The organism is Cytobacillus oceanisediminis, assembly GCF_022811925.1.
GTDB lineage: Bacteria > Bacillota > Bacilli > Bacillales > Cytobacillaceae > Cytobacillus > Cytobacillus oceanisediminis_D.
In genome coordinates, this window is the sequence record NZ_CP065511.1 from 569,792 (window position 1) to 595,020 (window position 25,229).

Annotated in this window: 17 protein-coding genes, 3 rRNA genes and 2 riboswitches; all 20 genes read left to right on the forward strand. The window is 45.7% G+C overall.

Annotated elements, in window-relative coordinates:
- Positions 1-107: 107 nt before the first annotated feature.
- Entirely contained in the window at positions 108-1,628 is a 1,521-nt protein-coding gene (guaA, locus tag IRB79_RS02980) for a glutamine-hydrolyzing GMP synthase (protein WP_243509175.1), read from the forward strand.
- 85 nt (positions 1,629-1,713) lie between these two features.
- Positions 1,714-1,815: riboswitch (purine riboswitch) on the forward strand.
- Between the two features lie 124 nt (positions 1,816-1,939).
- The gene (locus IRB79_RS02985) at positions 1,940-3,268 is read left to right on the forward strand and encodes an NCS2 family permease (RefSeq protein ID WP_243506648.1); all 1,329 of its coding nucleotides are present in this window, start codon (positions 1,940-1,942) and stop codon (positions 3,266-3,268) included.
- Positions 3,269-3,393: 125 nt separating this feature from the next.
- Positions 3,394-4,236 (forward strand): glucose PTS transporter transcription antiterminator GlcT, encoded by an 843-nt coding sequence (gene glcT, locus IRB79_RS02990; RefSeq protein WP_243506649.1) that lies wholly within the window; start codon positions 3,394-3,396, stop codon positions 4,234-4,236.
- Positions 4,237-4,456: 220 nt separating this feature from the next.
- The gene (gene ptsG / locus IRB79_RS02995) at positions 4,457-6,514 is read left to right on the forward strand and encodes a glucose-specific PTS transporter subunit IIBC (RefSeq protein ID WP_243506650.1); all 2,058 of its coding nucleotides are present in this window, start codon (positions 4,457-4,459) and stop codon (positions 6,512-6,514) included.
- 322 nt (positions 6,515-6,836) lie between these two features.
- Positions 6,837-8,352: ribosomal RNA gene (locus IRB79_RS03000) — 16S ribosomal RNA — on the forward strand.
- 307 nt (positions 8,353-8,659) lie between these two features.
- A 23S ribosomal RNA gene (locus IRB79_RS03005) occupies positions 8,660-11,581 on the forward strand.
- Between the two features lie 201 nt (positions 11,582-11,782).
- Positions 11,783-11,899: ribosomal RNA gene (gene rrf, locus IRB79_RS03010) — 5S ribosomal RNA — on the forward strand.
- Together the 16S, 23S and 5S rRNA genes form the textbook arrangement of a ribosomal RNA operon.
- 477 nt (positions 11,900-12,376) lie before the next feature.
- Positions 12,377-12,919 (forward strand): DUF2179 domain-containing protein, encoded by a 543-nt coding sequence (locus tag IRB79_RS03015; RefSeq protein WP_035333237.1) that lies wholly within the window; start codon positions 12,377-12,379, stop codon positions 12,917-12,919.
- Positions 12,916-13,122, forward strand: coding sequence for an NETI motif-containing protein (locus tag IRB79_RS03020; RefSeq protein WP_243506651.1), 207 nt, complete (start codon positions 12,916-12,918; stop codon positions 13,120-13,122). Before IRB79_RS03015 ends, IRB79_RS03020 begins: the two co-directional genes overlap by 4 nt.
- Before the next feature lie 88 nt (positions 13,123-13,210).
- Positions 13,211-13,312: riboswitch (purine riboswitch) on the forward strand.
- A gap of 138 nt (positions 13,313-13,450) precedes the next feature.
- Complete coding sequence (gene purE, locus IRB79_RS03025; protein ID WP_113885613.1) at positions 13,451-13,939, forward strand: 5-(carboxyamino)imidazole ribonucleotide mutase; 489 nt, start codon at positions 13,451-13,453, stop codon at positions 13,937-13,939.
- Positions 13,926-15,080, forward strand: a complete 1,155-nt coding sequence (purK, locus tag IRB79_RS03030) for a 5-(carboxyamino)imidazole ribonucleotide synthase (RefSeq protein WP_243509179.1) — start codon at positions 13,926-13,928, stop codon at positions 15,078-15,080. The genes purE and purK overlap by 14 nt, the downstream gene beginning before the upstream one ends.
- Positions 15,081-15,083: 3 nt before the next feature.
- On the forward strand, positions 15,084-16,376 hold the full coding sequence (purB, locus tag IRB79_RS03035; protein ID WP_243506653.1) for an adenylosuccinate lyase: 1,293 nt from the start codon (positions 15,084-15,086) through the stop codon (positions 16,374-16,376).
- A gap of 115 nt (positions 16,377-16,491) precedes the next feature.
- On the forward strand, positions 16,492-17,217 hold the full coding sequence (purC, locus tag IRB79_RS03040) for a phosphoribosylaminoimidazolesuccinocarboxamide synthase (protein WP_243506655.1): 726 nt from the start codon (positions 16,492-16,494) through the stop codon (positions 17,215-17,217).
- The gene (purS, locus tag IRB79_RS03045; RefSeq protein WP_009336741.1) at positions 17,205-17,459 is read left to right on the forward strand and encodes a phosphoribosylformylglycinamidine synthase subunit PurS; all 255 of its coding nucleotides are present in this window, start codon (positions 17,205-17,207) and stop codon (positions 17,457-17,459) included. Before purC ends, purS begins: the two co-directional genes overlap by 13 nt.
- Entirely contained in the window at positions 17,456-18,142 is a 687-nt protein-coding gene (gene purQ, locus IRB79_RS03050) for a phosphoribosylformylglycinamidine synthase subunit PurQ (RefSeq protein ID WP_221880445.1), read from the forward strand. The genes purS and purQ overlap by 4 nt, the downstream gene beginning before the upstream one ends.
- Positions 18,126-20,342: a phosphoribosylformylglycinamidine synthase subunit PurL gene (purL, locus tag IRB79_RS03055; protein WP_243506656.1), complete on the forward strand. Its 2,217-nt coding sequence runs from the start codon at positions 18,126-18,128 to the stop codon at positions 20,340-20,342. The genes purQ and purL overlap by 17 nt, the downstream gene beginning before the upstream one ends.
- A complete protein-coding gene (gene purF, locus IRB79_RS03060) occupies positions 20,327-21,724 on the forward strand; it encodes an amidophosphoribosyltransferase (protein ID WP_243506657.1) in 1,398 nt (465 codons plus the stop codon). Before purL ends, purF begins: the two co-directional genes overlap by 16 nt.
- A gap of 298 nt (positions 21,725-22,022) precedes the next feature.
- A complete protein-coding gene (purM, locus tag IRB79_RS03065) occupies positions 22,023-23,048 on the forward strand; it encodes a phosphoribosylformylglycinamidine cyclo-ligase (RefSeq protein ID WP_243506658.1) in 1,026 nt (341 codons plus the stop codon).
- A gap of 13 nt (positions 23,049-23,061) precedes the next feature.
- Positions 23,062-23,643, forward strand: coding sequence for a phosphoribosylglycinamide formyltransferase (gene purN, locus IRB79_RS03070; protein WP_243506659.1), 582 nt, complete (start codon positions 23,062-23,064; stop codon positions 23,641-23,643).
- A gap of 34 nt (positions 23,644-23,677) precedes the next feature.
- Entirely contained in the window at positions 23,678-25,213 is a 1,536-nt protein-coding gene (gene purH, locus IRB79_RS03075) for a bifunctional phosphoribosylaminoimidazolecarboxamide formyltransferase/IMP cyclohydrolase (RefSeq protein ID WP_243506660.1), read from the forward strand.
- The last annotated feature ends 16 nt before the right edge of the window (positions 25,214-25,229 follow it).

The following is a 25,229-nucleotide window of genomic DNA, read 5'->3' on the forward strand; positions in this document are numbered from 1 at the left end:
ATATTTTTACTAGATATTTTACCTGCAGGAGAGAAGACTAAAAGAAATATTACAAATTTAATGAGGTGAACAGTGTGACGGGGAAAACAGAACTTCAAAATCAAGAAATGATCGTAGTGCTGGACTTTGGAAGCCAGTACAATCAGTTAATCACGCGCAGAATCCGTGAGTTTGGCGTATACAGTGAGCTGCATCCGCATACGATTACAGCTGCGGAAATCAAAGAAATGAATCCAAAAGGGATTATTTTCTCGGGCGGGCCTAACAGTGTTTATGGCGAAAATGCTTTCCGCTGTGATGAAGAAATTTTTGAACTGGGCTTGCCGATTTTCGGAATCTGCTATGGCATGCAGCTGATGACGATGCATTTTGATGGTAAAGTAGAACCTGCCAAGCACCGTGAATACGGAAAGGCGATCATGAAGATTGAAAACGAGTCCAAATTGTTTACAGATCTGCCTAGAGAACAGACAGTCTGGATGAGCCATGGCGATCTTGTCGTAGAGGCTCCAGCTGGTTTCACAGTGGATGGTACAAATCCATCATGCCCGATTGCGGCTATGAGCAATGAAGAGCGCGGTTTATACGCTGTTCAATTCCACCCTGAGGTACGCCATTCAGTTCATGGAAATGATATGCTGAAAAACTTTGTGTTCGGCGTTTGCGGCTGTACGGGTGATTGGTCAATGGAAAACTTCATTGAAATCGAAATGGAAAAGATACGCCAGGAAGTTGGAGATAAAAAAGTTCTTTGCGCATTGAGCGGCGGTGTTGATTCATCTGTTGTTGCCGTCCTTATTCATAAAGCAATCGGAGACCAGCTAACTTGTATTTTCGTGGATCACGGACTGCTTAGAAAAGATGAAGCAGAAGGCGTCATGAAGACATTTGCTGATGGCTTTAATATGAATGTAATTAAAGTGGATGCCCAGGAACGCTTTATGAATAAGCTTAAAGGGGTTAGCGATCCTGAACAAAAGCGAAAAATTATCGGCAACGAATTCATCTATGTATTTGATGATGAAGCTGCTAAGCTTAAAGGCATTGATTTCCTTGCGCAGGGAACGCTTTACACAGATATTATTGAAAGCGGAACAGCTACTGCACAAACCATTAAATCACACCATAATGTAGGCGGACTTCCTGAAGATATGCAATTCAAGCTGATCGAGCCGCTTAACACTCTGTTTAAAGATGAGGTGCGTGCGCTGGGAACAGAGCTTGGCATTCCGGATGAAATCGTTTGGAGACAGCCATTCCCTGGTCCGGGATTAGGTATCCGCGTCCTTGGGGAAATCTCAGAAGATAAGCTTGAAATTGTGCGCGAGTCTGATGCCATACTGCGCGAGGAAATCCAAAAGGCAGGGCTTGACCGCGACATTTGGCAGTACTTCACGGTTCTGCCTGATATCCGCAGTGTCGGTGTAATGGGAGATGCCCGGACTTATGATTATACTATTGGAATCCGTGCGGTTACATCAATAGACGGTATGACTTCTGACTGGGCACGTATCCCATGGGATGTCCTGGAGATTATTTCAACGAGAATCGTTAATGAAGTATCGCATGTCAACAGAGTGGTTTACGATATTACGAGCAAGCCGCCTGCAACAATCGAGTGGGAATAAAATACGAACGTTAAGAAAAGGCGGACATGAAAATGTTCGCTTTTTCTATTGACTGGGACTTTTTGAGGTGCTATGATAAAGAAGAATTAAATATGTCGTTTTACGTCGTATAATATTGGGGATATGGCCCAAAAGTTTCTACCGAGCTACCGTAAATAGCTTGACTACGAGGTAAGTGCAGATAGGGATGTTTTTGCCATTATTTCTTTGTTTTCCCCTATTGCAAGCACGAGCCCAGTTGTCAATGCTCCGGTACTCAGAACCGGAGTTTTTTTATTGAAAAATAAAGAAGGCCAATAGGGGGAAAAGAAATGAAGAAGTACTTCCAGTTTGAAGAACTTGGTACTAACTATCGCCGTGAATTTATCGGCGGACTTACAACTTTTTTAGCAATGGCTTATATCTTAGTCGTTAATCCGATTACTTTATCGTTAATGGATATACCAGATTTGCCGGATGCCATGAGAATGGACTATGGGGCAGTATTTGTGGCAACAGCAGTGGCTGCGGCAATTGGATCCCTATTGATGGGGGTACTGGCCAGATATCCGATTGCGCTAGCTCCTGGTATGGGATTAAATGCGTTTTTTGCTTACACTGTTGTTCTAACAATGGGGATTCCTTGGCAGCATGCACTAGGCGGGGTTCTTATCTCAGGGATTATCTTTATCTTTTTATCCCTTTCAGGTTTGCGTGAAAAAATCATTAACTCGATTCCTGCAGAATTAAAGTATGCGGTTAGTGCCGGAATCGGATTGTTTATTACATTTGTCGGCGCTCAGAGCGCAGGGCTGATTGTCAATAATGATGCAGTTCTCGTTGGATTAGGCGATTTTACTGATGGGAATGTGCTTCTGGCTATTTTCGGCATTATCATCACTGTTATTCTGATGACAAAAGGTATTAATGGCGGAATTTTTATAGGAATGGTAATCACGACAATTGTTGGGATGATTGCCGGCTTGATTGATGTTCCAGGAAAGGTTGTTGATTCCGTGCCAAGTGTAGCTCCAACGTTTGGAGCGGCATTCGGGGCATACAGCGACCCTTCATTCTTCTCAACAAGCATGCTGGTCGTTGTTCTGACATTCCTATTCGTTGACTTCTTTGATACAGCGGGAACTTTAGTGGGTGTTGCCAACCAGGCGGGCTTGATGAAAGAAAATAAATTGCCTCGCGCAGGTAAAGCGCTTTTGGCAGACTCAACAGCAACTGTCGTTGGTGCGATATTCGGAACATCCACGACAACTTCCTTTATTGAATCTTCATCAGGGGTTGCGGCAGGTGCTAGAACAGGATTTGCATCGATTGTAACAGCGGGATTCTTCCTGTTATCATTATTCTTCTTCCCGCTATTAGAGGTTATAACTTCTGCGGTGACGGCTCCGGCGCTGATCATTGTCGGTGTATTGATGGTTGCTTCATTAGGCAACATTGATTGGACAAAGTTTGAAATTGCAGTTCCGGCCTTCCTTACAATTATTGCAATGCCATTAACTTACAGTATCGCAACAGGGATCGCAATCGGATTCATTTTTTATCCAATAACCATGATTGTAAAAGGGAGAATCAAAGAAATTCACCCAATCATGTATGTACTGTTCGTCATATTTGTTTTGTATTTCATTTTCCTGAAGTAATATTATGGATTGGGCCCGCTTGGATATGCGGGTCTCTTTTTATTTTATTCAAATCAATCCGTTGACTTCCCGGACAGGCTTTAATACCATGAGAGTACATTTGTTTAATGGGCGGGGAGAAGAGAATGGGTGAGTATAAGGTAAAGAAAGTGCTTAATAATAATGTCCTCATTGGCAGCCACGAGTCATTTGGAGAAGTCGTCCTTATCGGCAAGGGGATTGGCTTCAGCCGGAAGTCAGGCCAGCCAATCGACTCTGCTTTGGTTGAAAAGCTCTTTGTGCTTAAAAATGAAAAAGAGCAGGAGAATTATATTAAACTTATGCCTTTTGTGGATAATGAATTGCTTGAAACGATTATCTCCTCGATTCAATTGATTAAACAAAGGGCGAACTCCATGCTCAATGAACATATTCATGTTGCGTTAACCGATCACTTGATGTTTGCGATAACTCGTCTAAAAAAAGGGATGGAAATGAAAAATCCTTTTCTTATCGAAACTAAGACACTCTACCCATTTGAATACGAAATTGCCCACGAAGTTGTGAACCTTATAGGACAGCGAACCGGCATTTATTTGCCTGAAGGGGAGATCGGGTTCATTGCCCTCCATGTTCACAGTGCTGTGATGAACCGCGATTTATCCGAAATCAATCAGCATTCTCAGCTGGTAACCCATCTCGTTAACATGATTGAAGAACAGCTGGACATTAAGATTGATAAAGACAGCATCGATTATATGAGGCTTGTCCGTCATATCCGATTCACCATTGAACGGGTTAACAAAGGCGAGGTGGTTGAAGAGCCGGAAAAAATAACTTCCCTCTTGAAAGAAGAATATCCGGTGTGCTACAATCTCTCTTGGAAGCTCATTAAAGTAATGCAGCAAACATTAAAAAAACCAGTCTTTAATGCAGAAGCTGTTTATCTGACAATGCATCTGCAGAGGCTTCAAAAGAAAATAAATTAATTACGATACTATCTTGTCCAGAAACAGGCAAGTCTTTACGTGTTACTGATTCGATCAGGCATGAGTGAAGAAAGGTAATTGAATTTAGGTAAATAGGGTATGATACCCTTGTATACACCTGAATTCTATCCTTTTTTCCTCATGCCTTTTTTATTTTTTTAATGCTTGCCGCTATTAAATGAAAACGCTTAATGAGTAAAAAACTTTAGGGGGTTAACATATGTTTAAAAAAGTATTTGGCGTCCTGCAAAAAGTCGGAAAAGCCTTAATGCTTCCAGTAGCATTACTGCCGGCAGCGGGTATACTGCTCGCTATCGGTGCGGCTCTGCAAAATCCGGCTCTGCTTGAGCTGGCTCCATTCCTGGATAACAGCGGAGTTGAAATCGTCGCTCAGGTTATGCAAAAAGCAGGAGATATCGTCTTTGCCAACCTGCCTGTTCTATTTGCAGTTGGTGTAGCAGTTGGTTTGGCCGGCGGTGAAGGTGTAGCTGCGCTTGCTGCCATTATCGGCTATCTAATTATGAATGTGACAATGGGTACGGCTGCAGGAATTACTGCAGAGGATGTAAATGGTCTTAATTATGCGAACATCTTAGGAATCCCAACTCTGCAGACAGGTGTATTCGGCGGTATCATTGTTGGTATTATCGCCGCTGCATTATATAACAAGTTTTTTGAAATCGAACTTCCATCCTATTTAGGATTCTTTGCCGGAAAGCGGTTTGTTCCAATTATTACGGCTGCAACGTCTGTGGTTCTTGGTTTGCTGATGCTGGTTATTTGGCCGCCAATCCAGGAAGGGCTAAATGCTTTCTCTCAAAACATGGTTCATGCGAACTTGACTCTATCAGCGTTTATTTTTGGATTAATTGAACGCTCATTAATTCCTTTTGGTCTTCATCATATTTTTTACTCTCCATTCTGGTATGAATTTGGACAGTATGTAACGAATGCAGGTGAAACGGTTCGCGGTGACCAGCGTATTTTCATGGCGCAAATCAGTGACAATGTACAAAACCTTACTGCAGGTACATTCATGACTGGTAAATTCCCTTTCATGATGTTCGGTCTTCCTGCAGCTGCATTGGCAATTTATCATGAGGCACGCCCGGAAAAGAAAGTGGTAGTCGGAGGCCTTATGGCATCTGCGGCGTTAACTTCTTTCTTAACAGGTATTACAGAGCCGCTGGAGTTCTCATTCTTATTCGTAGCTCCTATCCTGTTTGCGGTTCACGCAGTGTTTGCGGGTCTGTCATTCATGACCATGCATCTCTTGGATGTAAAAATCGGCATGACTTTCTCAGGCGGTTTGATTGACTATATTCTATTCGGTTTAATCAACCCTCAGACAAATGCCTGGATTGTAATACCGGTTGGATTAGTATTTGCTGTGATCTATTACTTTGGCTTCCGATTTGCCATCCGCAAATTTAATTTAATGACTCCGGGCCGTGAAGAAGTAGAAGATGAAGAAACAGCTTCTTCAGGAAAAGGCGGAGATCTTCCATATGAAGTTCTTGATGCTATGGGCGGACAAGAAAACATCGCTCATCTTGATGCGTGTATTACACGTCTTCGTGTATCAGTAAACGATATTAAAAATGTAGATAAAGAACGCTTGAAGAAACTTGGTGCGTCTGGAGTACTGGAAGTAGGAAACAACATTCAGGCTATCTTTGGCCCGAGATCTGAAACAATCAAAGGTCAAATGAAAGATATCATGAGCGGCAAAAGACCGCGCGCAGTTGAAAAAGCTCCAGAAGGCGGAGTTGAACAGCAAATTGAAGAAGTAAACCCTGAAGCTCTTCAGTCTGAGCATAAGGAAGATCTTTTCATTTCACCGATCAAAGGAGAAATCAAACCAATCACAGAAGTACCTGACGCTGTATTCTCAGGTAAAATGATGGGTGATGGTTTTGCGATTGTGCCAGCAGAAGGAACTGTTGTATCACCGGTAGACGGGAAAATCGTTAACATGTTCCCGACAAAGCATGCAATCGGCATCCTTTCAGATTCAGGCCGCGAAATCCTTATCCATGTAGGTATTGATACAGTAAACCTGAAGGGTCAGGGATTTGAAGCGCTAGTTGCTGAGAATGACCGTGTAGAAGCAGGGCAGCCGTTGTTGAAAGTGGATCTTGATTATATCGAGAAAAATGCAACTTCAACCATCACGCCAATCGTATTCACAAACCTTCAGCAGGGTGAAGGGATCAAGATTAATAAGCCAGGCGCTGTTGATCTTAAGGAAAAAGATATCATTGTCATCTCCAAATAGTAATATATAATATAGAAGAAACCAGCTGCGTTTTAAACAGCTGGTTTCTTTTGATTTAAATGCATAATAAAATCTTTTAGTTTTTATGAATAACTTGTTGACCTTCTGGACAACAGGTGTTATTATAGAAAAACAGTCGCTTGAGACGTTAACAAGATTTGAAAGTTTTAAAAAAAGTTGTTGACGGAGCGATTGAGAAATGATATATTAATAAAGTCGCTTATGAGCGGCCGATTGATCTTTGAAAACTGAACGAACAAAAACGTCAACGTTAATTTTTAAGTCTTTTTTGAAAAGACAACTTATGAGCTTAATCAACTCTTATATGGAGAGTTTGATCCTGGCTCAGGACGAACGCTGGCGGCGTGCCTAATACATGCAAGTCGAGCGGACTGATGGGAGCTTGCTCCCTGAAGTCAGCGGCGGACGGGTGAGTAACACGTGGGCAACCTGCCTGTAAGACTGGGATAACTCCGGGAAACCGGGGCTAATACCGGATAATTCTTTCCCTCACATGAGGGAAAGCTGAAAGATGGTTTCGGCTATCACTTACAGATGGGCCCGCGGCGCATTAGCTAGTTGGTGAGGTAACGGCTCACCAAGGCGACGATGCGTAGCCGACCTGAGAGGGTGATCGGCCACACTGGGACTGAGACACGGCCCAGACTCCTACGGGAGGCCGCAGTAGGGAATCTTCCGCAATGGACGAAAGTCTGACGGAGCAACGCGTGAGTGATGAAGGTTTTCGGATCGTAAAACTCTGTTGTTAGGGAAGAACAAGTACCGGGTAACTGCCGGTACCTTGACGGTACCTAACCAGAAAGCCACGGCTAACTACGTGCCAGCGCGGTAATACGTAGGTGGCAAGCGTTGTCCGGAATTATTGGGCGTAAAGCGCGCGCAGGCGGTTCCTTAAGTCTGATGTGAAAGCCCCGGCTCAACCGGGAGGGTCATTGGAAACTGGGAACTTGAGTGCAGAAGAGAAGAGTGGAATTCCACGTGTAGCGGTGAAATGCGTAGAGATGTGGAGGAACACCAGTGGCGAAGGCGACTCTTTGGTCTGTAACTGACGCTGAGGCGCGAAAGCGTGGGGAGCAAACAGGATTAGATACCCTGGTAGTCCACGCCGTAAACGATGAGTGCTAAGTGTTAGAGGGTTTCCGCCCTTTAGTCGCGACATTAAGCACTCCGCCTGGGAGTACGTAAGGCTGAAACTCAAAGGAATTGACGGGGCCCGCACAAGCGGTGGAGCATGTGGTTTAATTCGAAGCAACGCGAAGAACCTTACCAGGTCTTGACATCTCCTGACAACCCTAGAGATAGGGCGTTCTTCGGGGACAGGATGACAGGTGGTGCATGGTTGTCGTCAGCTCGTGTCGTGAGATGTTGGGTTAAGTCCCGCAACGAGCGCAACCCTTGATCTTAGTTGCCAGCATTCAGTTGGGCACTCTAAGGTGACTGCCGGTGACAAACCGGAGGAAGGTGGGGATGACGTCAAATCATCATGCCCCTTATGACCTGGGCTACACACGTGCTACAATGGATGGTACAAAGGGCTGCGAGACCGCGAGGTTAAGCGAATCCCATAAAACCATTCTCAGTTCGGATTGCAGGCTGCAACTCGCCTGCATGAAGCCGGAATCGCTAGTAATCGCGGATCAGCATGCCGCGGTGAATACGTTCCGGGCCTTGTACACACCGCCCGTCACACCACGAGAGTTTGTAACACCCGAAGTCGGTGGGGTAACCTTTGGAGCCAGCCTAAGGTGGGACAGATGATTGGGGTGAAGTCGTAACAAGGTAGCCGTATCGGAAGGTGCGGCTGGATCACCTCCTTTCTAAGGATATTTACATGAAACGTGACGTTCTTTGTTCGTTCAGTTTTGAGAGTTCAATCTCTCAATGAAAGATTCGTTCTTTGAAAACTAGATAATGTTAATGAAGAAGCAATAACCGAGTAATCGCCATCTTAGTTTTTTTCTCTTATTTTTGTTTTAAAACGAAGTAAGAGCACAAACCATGAGGACGATGAGCGGCAAGGAGATCAAGGAAGCGACCGAGTGAGCACCGGAGCGTACTTCAGTACGTGAGGAGCGGAGCGAGAGAGCTGACGCAGAGATCCGCAGTCGATCAGCGGCCGAAGTAGGTTAAGTTAGAAAGGGCGCACGGTGAATGCCTTGGCACTAGGAGCCGATGAAGGACGGTACTAACACCGATATGCTTCGGGGAGCTGTAAGTAAGCTTTGATCCGGAGATTTCCGAATGGGGAAACCCCCTATCCGTAATGGGATAGGATCTTTACCTGAATACATAGGGTATTGAAGGCAGACCCGGGGAACTGAAACATCTAAGTACCCGGAGGAAGAGAAAGCAAACGCGATTCCCTGAGTAGCGGCGAGCGAAACGGGATTAGCCCAAACCAGGAGGCTTGCCTCCTGGGGTTGTAGGACACTCTACACGGAGTTACAAAGGAACGAGGTAAATGAACAGGTCTGGAAAGGCCGGCCAGAGAAGGTAAAAGCCCTGTAGTTGAAACTTCGTTCCTCCAGAGTGGATCCTGAGTACGGCGGGACACGAGAAATCCTGTCGGAAGCAGGAGGACCATATCCCAAGGCTAAATACTCCCTAGTGACCGATAGTGAACCAGTACCGTGAGGGAAAGGTGAAAAGCACCCCGGAAGGGGAGTGAAAGAGATCCTGAAACCGTGTGCCTACAAGTAGTTAGAGCCCGTTAATGGGTGATAGCGTGCCTTTTGTAGAATGAACCGGCGAGTTACGATTACATGCGAGGTTAAGTTGAAGAGACGGAGCGCGCGAAAGCGAGTCTGAATAGGGCGAATGAGTATGTGGTCGTAGACCCGAAACCAGGTGATCTACCCATGTCCAGGGTGAAGTCCAGGTAACACTGGATGGAGGCCGAACCCACGCACGTTGAAAAGTGCGGGGATGAGGTGTGGGTAGCGGAGAAATTCCAATCGAACTTGGAGATAGCTGGTTCTCTCCGAAATAGCTTTAGGGCTAGCCTCATGTAGTAAGAGTCTTGGAGGTAGAGCACTGTTTGGACTAGGGGCCCCCATCGGGTTACCGAATTCAGACAAACTCCGAATGCCAAAGACTTATCCATGGGAGTCAGACTGCGAGTGATAAGATCCGTAGTCAAGAGGGAAACAGCCCAGACCACCAGCTAAGGTCCCAAAGTATACGTTAAGTGGAAAAGGATGTGGAGTTGCTTAGACAACCAGGATGTTGGCTTAGAAGCAGCCACCATTTAAAGAGTGCGTAATAGCTCACTGGTCGAGTGACTCCGCGCCGAAAATGTACCGGGGCTAAACGTATCACCGAAGCTGTGGATTGACATCTTACGATGTCAGTGGTAGGAGAGCGTTCTAAGGGCGTTGAAGCCAGACCGCAAGGACTGGTGGAGCGCTTAGAAGTGAGAATGCCGGTATGAGTAGCGAAAGATGGGTGAGAATCCCATCCACCGAATGCCTAAGGTTTCCTGAGGAAGGCTCGTCCGCTCAGGGTTAGTCGGGACCTAAGCCGAGGCTGAAAAGCGTAGGCGATGGACAACAGGTTGATATTCCTGTACCACCTCTTTACCGTTTGAGCAATGGGGGGACGCAGGAGGATAGGGTAAGCGCGCTGCTGGATTAGCGCGTCCAAGCAGTTAGGCCGGTAACGAGGCAAATCCCGTTACCACACAGGCTGAGCTGTGACGGCGAGGGAAATTTAGTACCGAAGTTCCTGATTCCACACTGCCAAGAAAAGCCTCTAGCGAGGGAAAAGGTGCCCGTACCGCAAACCGACACAGGTAGGCGAGGAGAGAATCCTAAGGTGAGCGAGAGAACTCTCGTTAAGGAACTCGGCAAAATGACCCCGTAACTTCGGGAGAAGGGGTGCTCATTAGGTGCATAGCCCTGATGAGCAGTGAATAGGCCCAGGCGACTGTTTAGCAAAACACAGGTCTCTGCGAAGCCGCAAGGCGAAGTATAGGGCTGACGCCTGCCCGGTGCTGGAAGGTTAAGAGGAGAGGTTAGCGCAAGCGAAGCTTTGAATCGAAGCCCCAGTAAACGGCCGTAACTATAACGGTCCTAAGGTAGCGAAATTCCTTGTCGGGTAAGTTCCGACCCGCACGAAAGGCGTAACGATCTGGGCACTGTCTCAACGAGAGACTCGGTGAAATTATAGTACCTGTGAAGATGCAGGTTACCCGCGACAGGACGGAAAGACCCCGTGGAGCTTTACTGTAGCCTGATATTGAATTTTGGTACAGCTTGTACAGGATAGGTAGGAGCCTGAGAAGCCGGAGCGCCAGCTTCGGTGGAGGCGTCGGTGGGATACTACCCTGGCTGTATTGAAATTCTAACCCGCGCCCCTTATCGGGGCGGGAGACAGTGTCAGGTGGGCAGTTTGACTGGGGCGGTCGCCTCCTAAAAAGTAACGGAGGCGCCCAAAGGTTCCCTCAGAATGGTTGGAAATCATTCGCAGAGTGTAAAGGCACAAGGGAGCTTGACTGCGAGACCTACAAGTCGAGCAGGGACGAAAGTCGGGCTTAGTGATCCGGTGGTTCCGCATGGAAGGGCCATCGCTCAACGGATAAAAGCTACCCCGGGGATAACAGGCTTATCTCCCCCAAGAGTCCACATCGACGGGGAGGTTTGGCACCTCGATGTCGGCTCATCGCATCCTGGGGCTGTAGTCGGTCCCAAGGGTTGGGCTGTTCGCCCATTAAAGCGGTACGCGAGCTGGGTTCAGAACGTCGTGAGACAGTTCGGTCCCTATCCGTCGTGGGCGCAGGAAATTTGAGAGGAGCTGTCCTTAGTACGAGAGGACCGGGATGGACGCACCGCTGGTGTACCAGTTGTCTTGCCAAAGGCATCGCTGGGTAGCTATGTGCGGAAGGGATAAGTGCTGAAAGCATCTAAGCATGAAGCCCCCCTCGAGATGAGATTTCCCATAGCGTCAAGCTAGTAAGATCCCTGAAAGATGATCAGGTTGATAGGTCAGAGGTGGAAGCATGGCGACATGTGGAGCTGACTGATACTAATCGATCGAGGACTTAACCAAAACAAAAAGCGGAGGCGACTGTTCAACTTCGAGAGACGTTGGAGAGCCGGCCATTCAAATCCTGGTTTTGAATTTGGAGGGGCGGATCGAAACGGCCGAGAAGTTAGGAGCCGAAGCTAGACAAGTCATTGGTGAATACGCGGTAATTCTTCTTCATGCATTATCTAGTTTTGAGGGAACGAAGTTTCTTCAACCAAATAGTCCGGTGGCGATAGCGAGAAGGTCACACCCGTTCCCATACCGAACACGGAAGTTAAGCTTCTCAGCGCCGATGGTAGTTGGGGGCTGTCCCCCTGTGAGAGTAGGACGCTGCCGGGCAAATGAAAGAGCACCTGATGGGTGCTCTTTTTTTGTATGTTTGGGTTACTTGCTCCAAAATCTTATTTGGACTCTCCTTTTTAAGGAATTATACTTATATGTGCCACTTCGGCCCACATATGCGTCACTATTTCATTTTATGCTTTACTTAGGCCCATATATACGCCACTTTCACTCATATATGTGTCAGAATTGAGTTATATGCGCCACTCCTTCGCCGTCTGTTTTAAAAGTCAAATCTGTGGATCTTCAAAACCTGCTAGATAAAAACCTTTAGAACCTCTCTCCTTCATTTAGCCTCAGCGAATTCAGGCATAATTCAGCCGTTTCATCCCATTCAAAAAAGGATAACCTATTCATAAAGAATCAATTTTTGAAAAAAGGTTATCAAACGCCAATTTCTTTTGTACAATAGGGACTTAATGGGGAGAGGGCACCCATATGCCTTTAAATTCCCCATAAAGGAGGACGCTTGCATTGCTGGAAAACAGTTTTATTATGGTCGCTATTATTTTGATCATTAATATTGTATATGTATCATTTTTTACCATCAGGATGATTCTGACGCTTAAGGGACAGAGGTACCTTGCAGCTTTTATAAGTACAATTGAAGTTGTCATTTATGTAATTGGACTGGGGCTTGTTCTGGATAACCTAAATGAAATACAAAATCTGATAGCCTATGCAGTTGGTTATGGAATCGGCGTTATTGTCGGCATGAAAATTGAAGAGAAGCTTGCTCTTGGCTATATTACGGTAAATGTAATTACAAAGGAATATGACCGGGACCTGCCTAAAGCTTTAAGGGAGAAAGGGTATGGTGTCACCAACTGGGCTGCCAACGGACTGGAAGGTGATCGGATGGCCCTGCAGATCCTGACACCGAGAAAATATGAATTAAAGCTTTATCAGACGATTAAAGAGCTGGATCCTAAGGCCTTCATCATCGCTTATGAGCCAAAAACGATTCATGGCGGCTTCTGGGTGAAATCTGTTAAGAGAGGAAAGTTATCTCAATGAGCAAAGGCAAGAACAAAATGGTGTTTGAGGTCCAGGAAAACGAAACGATTGACCAGTGCCTGGACCGGATACAAAAGGCAGGATATATACCTGTTAGAAGGACTGAGAAGCCTATTTTTAAAGAAGTTAAGACGGGTGGCAAGGTCGATTATGAACCGGCTGGCCGGCAGATTGTTTTTGAAGCTAAACTAATCGAGAATTAAAACACGAACATTAATTGTCTGACTTTTAGTATTGTTCGATTTTTCGATTGACAGAGTATCAGGTATGTTGTTAATATGGTGGTAGTTAATAAAACGTGAATAAACCCCTCGTATAATAATGGGAATAGGGCCCATAAGTTTCTACCCGGCAACCGTAAATTGCTGGACTATGAGGGAAAGCTGATATGCCCGGCATGTAGAAGGAATGGTTCCTGCCGTTTGCAGGTGTCTTCCTTACGGTTCTTTTTAGCCCGGACAGATTACTTTCTCTCATATAAGAGAAGGGTCTGTGCGGGTTTTTTATATTGGAAGATTTGGAGGAGAAGGAATGAGCGCACAAGCAGCAGTCATAATGGGAAGCAAATCTGATTGGGAGACAATGAAGCACGCTTGCGGAATTCTGGAAGAGCTTGAAATCCCTTTTGAAAAAAAGGTTGTTTCAGCTCATCGGACTCCAGATCTTATGTTTGAATATGCTGAGCAGGCAAGAGACAGAGGAATCAAGGTAATTATTGCCGGTGCAGGAGGAGCGGCACACCTGCCAGGAATGGTAGCAGCGAAAACGACACTTCCTGTCATTGGAGTACCAGTGCAATCAAAAGCTTTAAACGGCCTGGATTCATTGCTGTCCATCGTTCAGATGCCCGGCGGCGTCCCAGTTGCAACCGTTGCGATTGGAAAAGCAGGAGCCACTAACGCCGGATTGCTGGCAGCACAAATCCTTGGCGCTTTTGATACAGCCATTGCAGAACGTCTTCAGTCAAAAAGAGATAAAACAAAACAGGAAGTACTAGAAAGCAGTGATGAACTTGTCTAATAAAACAATTTTACCTGGGCAAACGGTTGGAATTATTGGCGGGGGACAGCTCGGGAGAATGATGGCCCTGGCAGCAAAGGCAAATGGCTTCAGGATTGCCGTTTTGGATCCAGCGGAAGACTCTCCTTGCGGGCAGGTTGCGGATATTAAGATCGTTGGCGAATACGGTCATTTAGATTCTATAAAAAAGTTAGCTGACGTCAGTGACGTTGTGACTTATGAATTTGAAAATATCAGTACAGAAGCTCTTGAGTGGCTATGCGCAAATGCTTTTGTTCCACAGGGGAGCGAGGTGCTGGAGATCACCCAGGACCGGACAAAGGAAAAAGCAGCCATCCAAAAAGCTGGCTGCGAGGTAGCGCCATATGAGGTCATTACTACTGAAAAAGATATTTATGATAATATAGAAAAGCTTGGCTATCCAGCAGTATTAAAGACATCCAGAGGCGGATATGACGGAAAAGGGCAAGTTGTGATAAAGAGCGGGCAGGATATTAAGAAAGCTGCACAGCTTCTTGAGAATGGCGTGTGTGTTCTTGAAAAATGGATAGCTTTCGAAAAGGAAATATCGGTTATTATCTGCCGGACTATTTCGGGAGAAAAAGCGGTATTTCCAGTCGGGGAAAATGTTCATAAAGAAAACATTCTGCACCAGACAATTGTGCCGGCCATGATCACAGCTGATGCTGAGGAAAGAGCAGTAAATGCAGCAAACCAGCTGGCAGAAGCTTTAAGCCTTGTTGGTACACTGGCAGTCGAAATGTTTCTGACAAAAGACGGACAGATTTACATTAACGAACTTGCGCCTCGTCCGCATAACTCAGGCCATTATTCGATTGAAGCTTGCGAAACCTCCCAGTTTGAACAGCACATCCGTGCGGTTTGCAATTGGCCGCTTGGCAGCACGGAGCTATTAAAACCGGCTGTTATGGTAAACATACTAGGAGAGCACCAGGAGCCTTTAATTAAGAAAATACCTGAATTGGATGACTGGAAGATTCACTTGTACGGAAAAAAGGATGCCAAATATAAACGCAAGATGGGCCATGTCACGCTTTTGCGGAACTCAGCCGAAGAGGCACTTGAAGAAGCAGAAAAAAGCGGCATTTGGACCCCTGTGAAGGAAAAGATCGGAGGATAAAACATGATTGAACGCTATACGAGACCGGAAATGGGAGCTATCTGGACAGAAGAGAACCGCTTTCAGGCTTGGCTTGAGGTAGAAATTCTTGCCTGTGAAGCTTGGGCTGAATTAGGAGATATTCCGAAAGAAGATGTTCAGAAAATCCGTGAGAATGCTTCTTTTAATATTGACCGCATTAAAGAAATCGAAGAGGAAACGCGACATGATGTTGTCGCTTTTACTCGGGCGGTATCTGAAACGCTTGGCGAGGAGCGCAAATGGGTTCATTACGGGCTTACTTCCACAGATGTGGTTGATACAGCGCTTTCATATTTAATCAAGCAGGCGAATGATATTCTTCTAAAAGATATCGAACGCTTTGTGGAAATCCTGAAAAACAAAGCACAGGAACACAAGCATACAGTGATGATGGGCCGTACGCACGGAGTGCATGCTGAGCCAACTACTTTCGGTTTAAAGCTTGCATTATGGTATGAAGAAATGAAGCGTAATCTTGACCGCTTTAAAGAAGCAGCTGCTGGTGTGGAATTCGGTAAAATCTCTGGTGCAGTTGGAACATATGCAAACATCGATCCGTTCGTTGAAAAATATGTGTGTGAAAAGCTGGGCATCCAGCCAGCGCCAATTTCAACGCAAACACTTCAGCGTGACCGTCATGCACATTATATGGGTGCGCTTGCGCTGGTAGCCACTTCAATTGAAAAATTTGCGACGGAGATCCGCGGTCTGCAAAAAAGCGAAACGCGTGAAGTGGAAGAGTTTTTCGCGAAAGGCCAAAAGGGATCTTCAGCGATGCCGCATAAACGCAATCCAATTGGTTCAGAAAATATGACGGGGATGGCAAGAGTGATCCGCGGCTATATGATGACTGCGTATGAAAATGTGGCATTATGGCATGAGCGGGATATTTCCCACTCATCAGCTGAAAGAATCATCCTGCCTGACGCAACAATTGCGTTGAACTATATGCTGAACCGCTTTGGAAATATCGTGAAGAACTTAACAGTTTTCCCTGAAAACATGAAACGCAATATGGACCGTACTTTAGGGCTGATTTACTCTCAGCGTGTTCTTCTGGCCTTGATTGACAAGGGCATGACTCGTGAAGAGGCATATGACACTGTCCAGCCGCGTGCCATGGAAGCATGGGAAAAGCAGGTGCAATTCCGCAGCCTGATTGAGCAGGACGAAACTATTTCATCAAAGCTATCCGTAGCAGAAATAGATGACTGCTTTGACTATAATTACCACATCAAGCATGTGGATACCATTTTCGACCGATTAGGTTTGTAAAAAAATAAAGAGGTAAAGAGCAGTCTTTACCTCTTTATTATCGGGAAATTTCCCAATCTTCTTAATAATGATGTCTAGCAGCTAAGTGCTATTCGAATAAGGGAGGCTCTCCGCTATGGAAAAAGGAGAATTGTTATACGAAGGCAAAGCCAAAAAGGTATATCAAACAAACGATGAAAATATTGTCTGGATTGAATATAAAGATTCTGCAACAGCCTTTAATGGTGAGAAGAAGGCAAGCATCAGCGGCAAGGGCCGTTTGAATAACGAGATTACGAGTTTGCTTTTTTCAAAGCTTCATGACCTGGGAATAGAATCTCACTTTATTGAAAAACTGTCAGAGACAGAGCAGCTTGTGAAAAAGGTGGATATCATTCCGCTCGAAACAGTGGTCCGCAATGTTGCGGCGGGGAGCTTTTCTAAGAGATTGGGAGTTGAAGAAGGGAAAGAATTATCGAGGCCGATTGTTGAGTTCTACTACAAAGATGATGAGCTCGGTGATCCGCTGCTGACAGAAGATCATATTGAAGTGCTTCAGCTGGCTGATAAGCAGGAAGTAGAGCTTTTACAGGAAAAGGCACTTCAGGTCAATGCCATTTTAAGAGATTTTTTCAAAGACCTCGGCATTAAATTAGTAGATTTCAAGCTGGAGTTTGGTAAAGATGAATCAGGACAAATTCTGCTGGCTGACGAGATTTCTCCAGATACTTGCAGGCTTTGGGATATTGAAACAAATGAAAAGCTGGATAAAGATGTTTTCCGCAGAGACCTTGGAAATTTAACAGATGCTTATGAAAATATTTTAGCGAGACTGGGAGGCCAAACAGTATGTACAAAGTAAAAGTTTTCGTCACATTAAGAGAAAGTGTTCTAGATCCTCAAGGAACAGTTGTAAAAAACTCTCTGCATTCCATGAACTACAGCGAAGTGTCTGATGTGCGCATTGGAAAATACATGGAGCTGACAGTAGAAAAAAGCGACCGTCCTGTTGAAGAAGCTGTGAAGGAAATGTGTGAGCGCTTATTGGCTAATGTAGTGATTGAAGATTACCGCTTTGAAATTGAGGAGGCTGTTGCCCAGTGAAGTTTGCTGTGATCGTATTTCCAGGGTCCAATTGTGACATCGATATGTACCATGCAGTAAAGGATGAGCTCGGAGCGGAAGCCGAATATGTCTGGCATGACGCGGAAAGCTTAGACGAATATGACGGAATTCTTCTTCCCGGCGGTTTCTCTTACGGAGATTATCTCCGTTCGGGTGCTGTTGCACGCTTCAGCAATGTCATGAGAGAAGTAGTGAAGGCGGCAGAAGCAGGCAAGCCGGTATTGGGCGTCTGCAATGGATTTCAAATCCTGCTTGAAGCTGGCCTTTTGCCTGGGGCAATGAGAAGAAATGATAGCCTGAAATTCATCTGCCGCACCGTGGAGTTAAAGGTTGAAAACAATGAAACCATGTTTTCATCTGCATATGAAAAGGATGAAGTAATCAATATTCCGATCGCCCATGGTGAAGGAAACTATTATTGTGATGAAGCTGTTTTAGCTGAATTGAAGAAAAATAACCAAATCGTTTTTACTTATAATGGAACAAATCCAAATGGCAGTCTGGAAAACATCGCAGGCATTGTCAATGAAAAAGGGAATGTACTTGGCATGATGCCGCACCCTGAAAGAGCCGTTGATGAGCTTTTAGGGGGAGCAGATGGCCTGAAACTTTTTCAATCAATCGTAAAACAATGGAGGGAAGCACATGTCGTTAATGCTTGAGCCAAGTCCGGAACAGTTAAAGGCACAGAAGGTATACAAAGAAATGGGTTTGTCTGATGACGAATTTGCGATGATTGAAAAGATTATCGGGCGTTTGCCAAATTACACAGAAATCGGTTTGTTTTCGGTTATGTGGTCAGAGCATTGCAGCTATAAAAACTCAAAGCCAGTTTTAAGCAAGTTCCCGACAACAGGAGAGAAAGTACTTCAGGGACCAGGGGAAGGAGCTGGAATTGTTGATATCGGCGACGGGCAAGCAGTTGTTTTTAAAATTGAAAGCCATAACCATCCGTCTGCAATCGAGCCTTACCAGGGGGCAGCAACAGGTGTCGGCGGGATTATCCGCGATGTATTTTCAATGGGCGCAAGACCGGTCGCACTCCTCAACTCTTTACGCTTTGGAGAATTGGATTCTCCTCGTGTACGGTACCTTTTTAAAGAAGTAGTCGCAGGCATTGCGGGCTACGGAAACTGCATCGGCATTCCAACAGTTGGGGGAGAAGTGCAGTTTGATTCTTCCTATGAAGGAAATCCGCTTGTAAACGCTATGTGTGTCGGCTTAATCGACCATAAGGATATCAAAAAAGGCCAGGCCCACGGAGTAGGCAACACAGTCATGTATGTTGGTGCAAAAACTGGCCGTGATGGTATCCATGGTGCTACTTTTGCATCTGAAGAATTAACAGACCAATCAGAATCAAAACGCCCAGCTGTCCAGGTTGGCGATCCATTCATGGAAAAGCTTCTGCTTGAAGCATGTCTTGAACTGGTCCAGTCTGACGCACTTGTAGGCATTCAGGATATGGGAGCTGCCGGTCTTACAAGCTCTTCTGCTGAAATGGCCAGCAAAGCGGGATCCGGAATTGAAATGAATCTTGACCTTGTTCCTCAAAGGGAAACAGGTATGACTGCATATGAAATGATGCTTTCCGAATCACAGGAAAGAATGCTGATTGTCGTGAAAAAAGGACGCGAGCAGGAGATCGAAGATTTATTTTCCAAATATGGCCTTGAAGCAGTTTCTATCGGAAAGGTAACCGATGATAAAATGCTACGCCTTACCCATCAAGGGGAAGTGGTGGCAGAGCTGCCGGTTGATGCGCTTGCAGAGGATGCGCCAGTTTATCAGAAGCCATCAAGCGAGCCGGAATACTTCCGCGAATTTCAGGCAATGGAAAATGAAGTTCCTGCAGTTGAAGATTATAAAGAAACATTGGTAAAGCTTCTCCAGCAGCCGACAATTGCCAGCAAAGAATGGGTTTATGACCAGTACGACTACATGGTGCGTACCAATACAGTAGTGGCACCTGGATCAGATGCCGCAGTCATCCGCATCCGCGGCACCCGCAAAGGATTGGCCATGACGACAGACTGCAATTCACGATACATGTATCTTGATCCTGAAACAGGCGGCAAAATTGCTGTGGCCGAAGCGGCAAGAAATATCATTTGCTCCGGCGGTCAGCCATTGGCGATAACAGATAATCTGAACTTCGGAAACCCGGAGAAGCCTGAAATCTTCTGGCAAATCGAAAAAGCGGCAGATGGAATCAGCGAAGCATGCCGCACATTGAATACACCAGTAATCGGCGGAAACGTCTCTTTGTATAACGAAACAAATGGAACAGCTATCTACCCAACGCCTGTCATTGGAATGGTCGGGCTTGTAGATGACATTGACCATGTGACAACACAATCATTTAAAGCAGCTGGTGATCTTATTTATCTGGTTGGCGAAACAAAGAATGAGTTCGGCGGCAGTGAGCTGCAGAAGGTAACATACGGCAAGATTTTCGGAAAAGCGCCTGAACTTGACCTCGACAAAGAAGAAAAGGCACAGGAACAAATTTTAAAAGCCATTCGTTCGGGACTTGTAGCATCTGCCCATGATGTGGCAGAAGGCGGGCTGGCTGTAGCTGCTGCGGAAAGCCTGATCGGTTCAAAAGGTCTGGGAGCGGATATCAAGGTAACAGGAAATGCGACTTCAGCTTTATTCAGTGAATCACAATCCCGTTTCTTGCTATCTGTAAAAAAAGAAAACCAGGAAGCGTTTGAAAGTTTAGTAGATGCGACACTAATCGGTGAAGTAACAGAAGCACCTATACTTTATATCTCCAATGAAGAGGGCCTATTGCTTGCCGAACAAGTTGACGTTCTAAAGCAGGCCTGGAAAGGAGCCATCCCATGCTTGCTGAAATAAGAGGACTGAATGAAGAGTGCGGTGTTTTTGGAATCTGGGGGCATCAGGATGCTTCCCAGATCACGTATTACGGACTTCATAGTCTGCAGCACCGCGGCCAGGAAGGCACAGGAATGGTTGTTACAGATGGCAAAAAGCTAAAAGGCATTAAAGGTGAAGGCCTTGTAACTGAAATTTTTACAGCAGATGCCATGAAGGAACTGGAAGGAAAAGCAGCAATCGGACATGTACGCTATGCGACTGCCGGCGGGGGCGGATATGAAAATGTCCAGCCTCTGCTATTCAACTCACAAAGCGGAAGTCTTGCGCTTTGCCATAACGGAAACCTGGTGAATGCGACTGCATTGAAGCATCAGCTTGAAGGACAGGGAAGCATTTTTCAAACGAGCTCGGATACAGAGGTGCTGGCTCACTTAATTAAGCGTGCAGGCTTCTCTTCCCTAAAGGACCGTGTCAAAAATGCTTTATCCATGATTAAAGGAGCTTATGCTTTTCTGATCATGACCGAAACAGAGCTGATGGTCGCGCTGGATCCGAACGGCATGAGGCCGCTCTCACTTGGCAAAATTGGCGATGCTTATGTGGTTGCATCTGAAACATGTGCTTTTGATGTTGTCGGTGCAGAGTATATCCGCGATATTCTGCCAGGAGAACTGCTGATTATTGACGACAATGGATTCCGTTCTGAAATGTTTGCAATGGCCTCTAATATTGCAATGTGCACAATGGAATATGTTTATTTTTCCCGTCCGGACAGTAATATCAACGGGATCAACGTTCATACAGCCCGGAAAAATCTTGGAAAGCAGCTTGCCTTTGAGGCGCCAGTTGAAGGGGACGTCGTGACGGGCGTACCTGACTCAAGTATCTCTGTCGCGATTGGCTATGCTGAGGCTACAGGCATTCCTTATGAGATGGGCTTGATAAAAAACCGCTATGTGGGCCGGACTTTTATCCAGCCATCCCAGTCGCTGCGAGAACAGGGCGTAAAAATGAAGCTGTCTCCGGTACGCGGAGTTGTAGAAGGCAAGAGAGTCATTATGGTGGATGACTCGATCGTCCGCGGAACAACAAGCAGACGGATCGTCACAATGCTGAAAGAAGCAGGAGCTACAGAAGTGCATGTGCTGATCAGTTCACCGCCGATTAAAAATCCATGCTTCTATGGAATCGATACATCGACAAAGGAAGAACTGATTGCCGGCAATCATTCTGTTGAGGAAATAAGAGAAATCATTGGTGCGGACACACTTACCTTTTTAAGTACAGAGGGTATGGTCAAAGCAATCGGCCGAAAAGACGGACAATGCCTGGCATGCTTCACAGGCCAGTACCCGACGGAGATTTATCCGAGCACTTTGCATCCTTATGAAAAGGTATAACACTAAGTTGGCCGATAAACTGCTATGTTTGGCCGATAAATATGGGGAATTGGCCGTTAAAACGTGATTTTTGGCCGTTAAAAGTACTAATTTGGCCGATAAGTTGAAGAATCGGCCTTTATATGATTAAGAAAGTACCTTTGAAATACGATAACTGTCTAGCTCCAGCGCCTACCCCCTCGAGGTCATAAGCCAATCCTCCCAGAAAGGCAAAGAACGCCTTCCCGAGAGGCTCGTCTTATGCTTGTCAGGGGTGAACAAGGCGCTTGCGCTTTTCTAATATGGGGTGAAAAAACAGATGGCAAATGCATATAAACAGGCCGGAGTAGATATTGAAGCTGGCTATGAAGCAGTTTCCCGCATGAAAAAGCATGTACAGAAGACGATTCGTCCTGGTGTGCTTGGAGGTTTGGGCGGATTTGGCGGCATGTTCGATCTATCTGAACTTAACCTGAAGGAACCGGTTTTGGTATCAGGTACAGATGGTGTCGGCACGAAGCTGATGCTCGCTTTTATGATGGATAAGCATGACACGATTGGGATTGATGCGGTCGCAATGTGTGTAAATGATATTGTCGTACAGGGAGCGGAACCTCTTTATTTCTTGGATTATATCGCCTGCGGAAAAGCGGCGCCAGAACGGATTGAGGCGATTGTTAAAGGTATTGCGGATGGATGCGAACAGGCTGGATGTGCACTCGTAGGCGGTGAAACAGCCGAAATGCCTGGCATGTACAGTGAAGAAGAATATGATCTTGCCGGATTTGCGGTCGGTGCCTGTGAAAAATCCAATCTGATTAATGGTGCGGACATCAATGCAGGAGATGTGCTGATCGGTCTTGCATCCAGCGGGATCCACAGCAATGGCTACTCACTTGTCCGAAAGCTGTTTTTCGAGAAAGCGAATTTGTCCTTAACAGATCATGTAGAAGAATTAGGCTGCACTTTAGGGGAAGAGCTGCTTCGCCCTACAAAAATTTATGTAAAGCCGCTTCTATCAGCTATGAAGCAATTCAAGCTGAAAGGCATGGCACATATTACCGGCGGCGGATTTATTGAAAATATCCCGCGCATGCTGCCTGAAGGTCTTGGCGCCCAGCTTAGTGAAAGCAATTGGGAAGTGCCGCCTGTGTTCACGGTTATGGAGAAGATCGGCGGACTGGAACGCAAAGAAATGTACAACATTTTTAATATGGGAACAGGCATGGTGATTGCAGCGGATAAAGCAAATGCTGATGAACTGATCGCCTATTTTAATGAAATTGGAGAAAAAGCCTATCTAATGGGGACAGTAACGGATCGGGAAGGAATTGAAATTCTGTAATTTGGAGGAAGTCATGAAAAAAATCGCAGTGTTTGCTTCCGGAAGCGGAACGAACTTTCAGGCCATTGCCGATGCTGTAAAAAAAGGTGATTTGCAGGCTGAGATCGTCTTGTTTGTCTGTGATCGGCCAGGTGCATACAGCACCCAGCGTGCACAAAACGAACAAGTTCCGCAGTTTGTTTTTTCAGCTAAAGACTATGCTGGCAAAGCAGAGTACGAAAGAGCGATTTTGCAAAGGCTGAAGGAGAGCGGCGCCGAGTATATTATTCTCGCAGGCTATATGAGACTGATTGGCCCGACGCTTTTGAAAGAGTTTGAAGGCAGGATTATAAATATCCATCCTTCTCTTCTTCCCGCTTTTCCAGGTAAGGATGCAATTGGCCAGGCGTTATCTGCCAATGTGAAGGTAAGCGGTGTGACGGTTCATTTTGTAGATGAAGGCATGGATACTGGGCCGATTATCGCTCAAGCGCCAGTTGATATAAATGCGGGTGAAACGCTGGAAAGCCTTCAGAAGAAGATACATGAAGTCGAGCACAAACTTTATCCGCAGGTTTTGCAAAATCTTTTCTATACTAAAATGGTAGAGAACTAAAGTTTATCATTCAACAGAGTCAGGGGGAGCGAACATGAAGAAACGTGCATTAATCAGTGTTTCCGACAAAAATGGCATAACAGAATTTGCCCAGCAGTTAAGCGAACTGGGGTTTGAAATTATCTCAACAGGCGGTACAAAAAAAGCGCTGGAAGAGAGTGGAGTTCCCGTTATCGGCGTAAGTGATGTGACAGGCTTTCCGGAAATTTTGGAAGGGCGTGTGAAAACATTAAATCCAATGATTCATGGCGGGCTGCTGGCAAAGCATGGAGAACCAGGCCACAAACAGCAGCTTGAGGAGCATGGGATTCAGCCTATCCAGGTTGTGTGCGTGAATTTGTATCCGTTCCAGCAAACTATCGCTAAGCCAGATGTGACAGTAGAGGATGCCATTGAGAATATTGATATCGGCGGTCCGGCCATGCTTCGTGCTTCCGCCAAGAATCATGACTATGTAACGGTTGTGGTGGATCCGGCCGATTATGAAACAGTTCTTTCACAGCTAAAGGAAACCGGAGAGGTTCAAAAGGAAACACGCCGCAGACTTGCTGCGAAAGTTTTCCGCCATACAGCTGCCTATGATGCGATGATCGCTGAATATATGACAGATTTGGCAAATGAAGAAACGCCTGAAAAATTAACGGTTACGTATGAACTGAAGCAAACATTGAGATACGGGGAGAATCCGCATCAAAAGGCTGCTTTTTACCGCAAGCCGCTTGGTTCTGAATTTTCGATTGCTAACGCTGAACAGCTTCACGGCAAGGAATTATCCTACAACAATATCAATGATGCGGATGCAGCTCTCCAAATCGTAAAAGAATTCTCAGAGCCTGCAGCAGTTGCTGTTAAGCATATGAATCCTTGCGGAGTGGGGACTGGGGAAAATGTATTCGAAGCTTTTTCAAAAGCTTTCGAGGCGGATCCTGTATCTATCTTTGGCGGCATTATTGCCCTGAACAGGGAAGTAGATGCTGAGTCAGCGAAAAAGCTATATGAAATTTTCCTTGAAATCATCATTGCACCTTCCTTCTCAAACGAAGCGCTTGAGATTTTAAAAGGGAAAAAGAATCTTCGTCTGCTGACAATTCCTTTTAATGGAAAAAAGAAAGCCGAGATGAGATTATCCGCAATTGAAGGCGGCTTGCTGACGCAGGAATATGATCTATTCACTCTTGAAGATGCAGAAGTAAAAGTTGCGACCAAGAGAGAGCCAACAGAAGAAGAGTGGAAAGCACTGAAGCTGGGCTGGAAAGTCGTAAAGCATGTGAAATCCAATGCGATTGTCGTAAATGATTCAAACATGACACTTGGAGTCGGTGCCGGGCAGATGAACCGTGTTGGCTCTGCCAAAATTGCACTTGAACAGGCTGGAGCAAAAGCGAACGGTGCGGTAATGGCATCCGATGCCTTTTTCCCAATGAACGATACGGTTGAAGCGGCAGCCAAAGCAGGCATCACAGCCATCATCCAGCCGGGAGGGTCCATCCGTGATGAGGATTCCATCAAAAAGGCTGATGAGTACGGCATTGCAATGGTCTTTACAGGCGTACGTCATTTTAAACATTAAACGAAAAGCGGAAGCG

Coding starts and splice junctions, on each gene's coding strand:
- IRB79_RS02985 (WP_243506648.1), top strand. CDS start 1,940: ATGAAGAAGTACTTCCAGTTTGAAGAACTTGGTACTAACTATCGCCGT.
- purF (WP_243506657.1), top strand. CDS start 20,327: ATGCTTGCTGAAATAAGAGGACTGAATGAAGAGTGCGGTGTTTTTGGA.
- purE (WP_113885613.1), top strand. CDS start 13,451: ATGAGCGCACAAGCAGCAGTCATAATGGGAAGCAAATCTGATTGGGAG.
- IRB79_RS03020 (WP_243506651.1), top strand. CDS start 12,916: ATGAGCAAAGGCAAGAACAAAATGGTGTTTGAGGTCCAGGAAAACGAA.
- purB (WP_243506653.1), top strand. CDS start 15,084: ATGATTGAACGCTATACGAGACCGGAAATGGGAGCTATCTGGACAGAA.
- purK (WP_243509179.1), top strand. CDS start 13,926: ATGAACTTGTCTAATAAAACAATTTTACCTGGGCAAACGGTTGGAATT.
- purM (WP_243506658.1), top strand. CDS start 22,023: ATGGCAAATGCATATAAACAGGCCGGAGTAGATATTGAAGCTGGCTAT.
- purC (WP_243506655.1), top strand. CDS start 16,492: ATGGAAAAAGGAGAATTGTTATACGAAGGCAAAGCCAAAAAGGTATAT.
- glcT (WP_243506649.1), top strand. CDS start 3,394: ATGGGTGAGTATAAGGTAAAGAAAGTGCTTAATAATAATGTCCTCATT.
- ptsG (WP_243506650.1), top strand. CDS start 4,457: ATGTTTAAAAAAGTATTTGGCGTCCTGCAAAAAGTCGGAAAAGCCTTA.
- purH (WP_243506660.1), top strand. CDS start 23,678: ATGAAGAAACGTGCATTAATCAGTGTTTCCGACAAAAATGGCATAACA.
- purN (WP_243506659.1), top strand. CDS start 23,062: ATGAAAAAAATCGCAGTGTTTGCTTCCGGAAGCGGAACGAACTTTCAG.
- purS (WP_009336741.1), top strand. CDS start 17,205: ATGTACAAAGTAAAAGTTTTCGTCACATTAAGAGAAAGTGTTCTAGAT.
- guaA (WP_243509175.1), top strand. CDS start 108: ATGATCGTAGTGCTGGACTTTGGAAGCCAGTACAATCAGTTAATCACG.
- purL (WP_243506656.1), top strand. CDS start 18,126: ATGTCGTTAATGCTTGAGCCAAGTCCGGAACAGTTAAAGGCACAGAAG.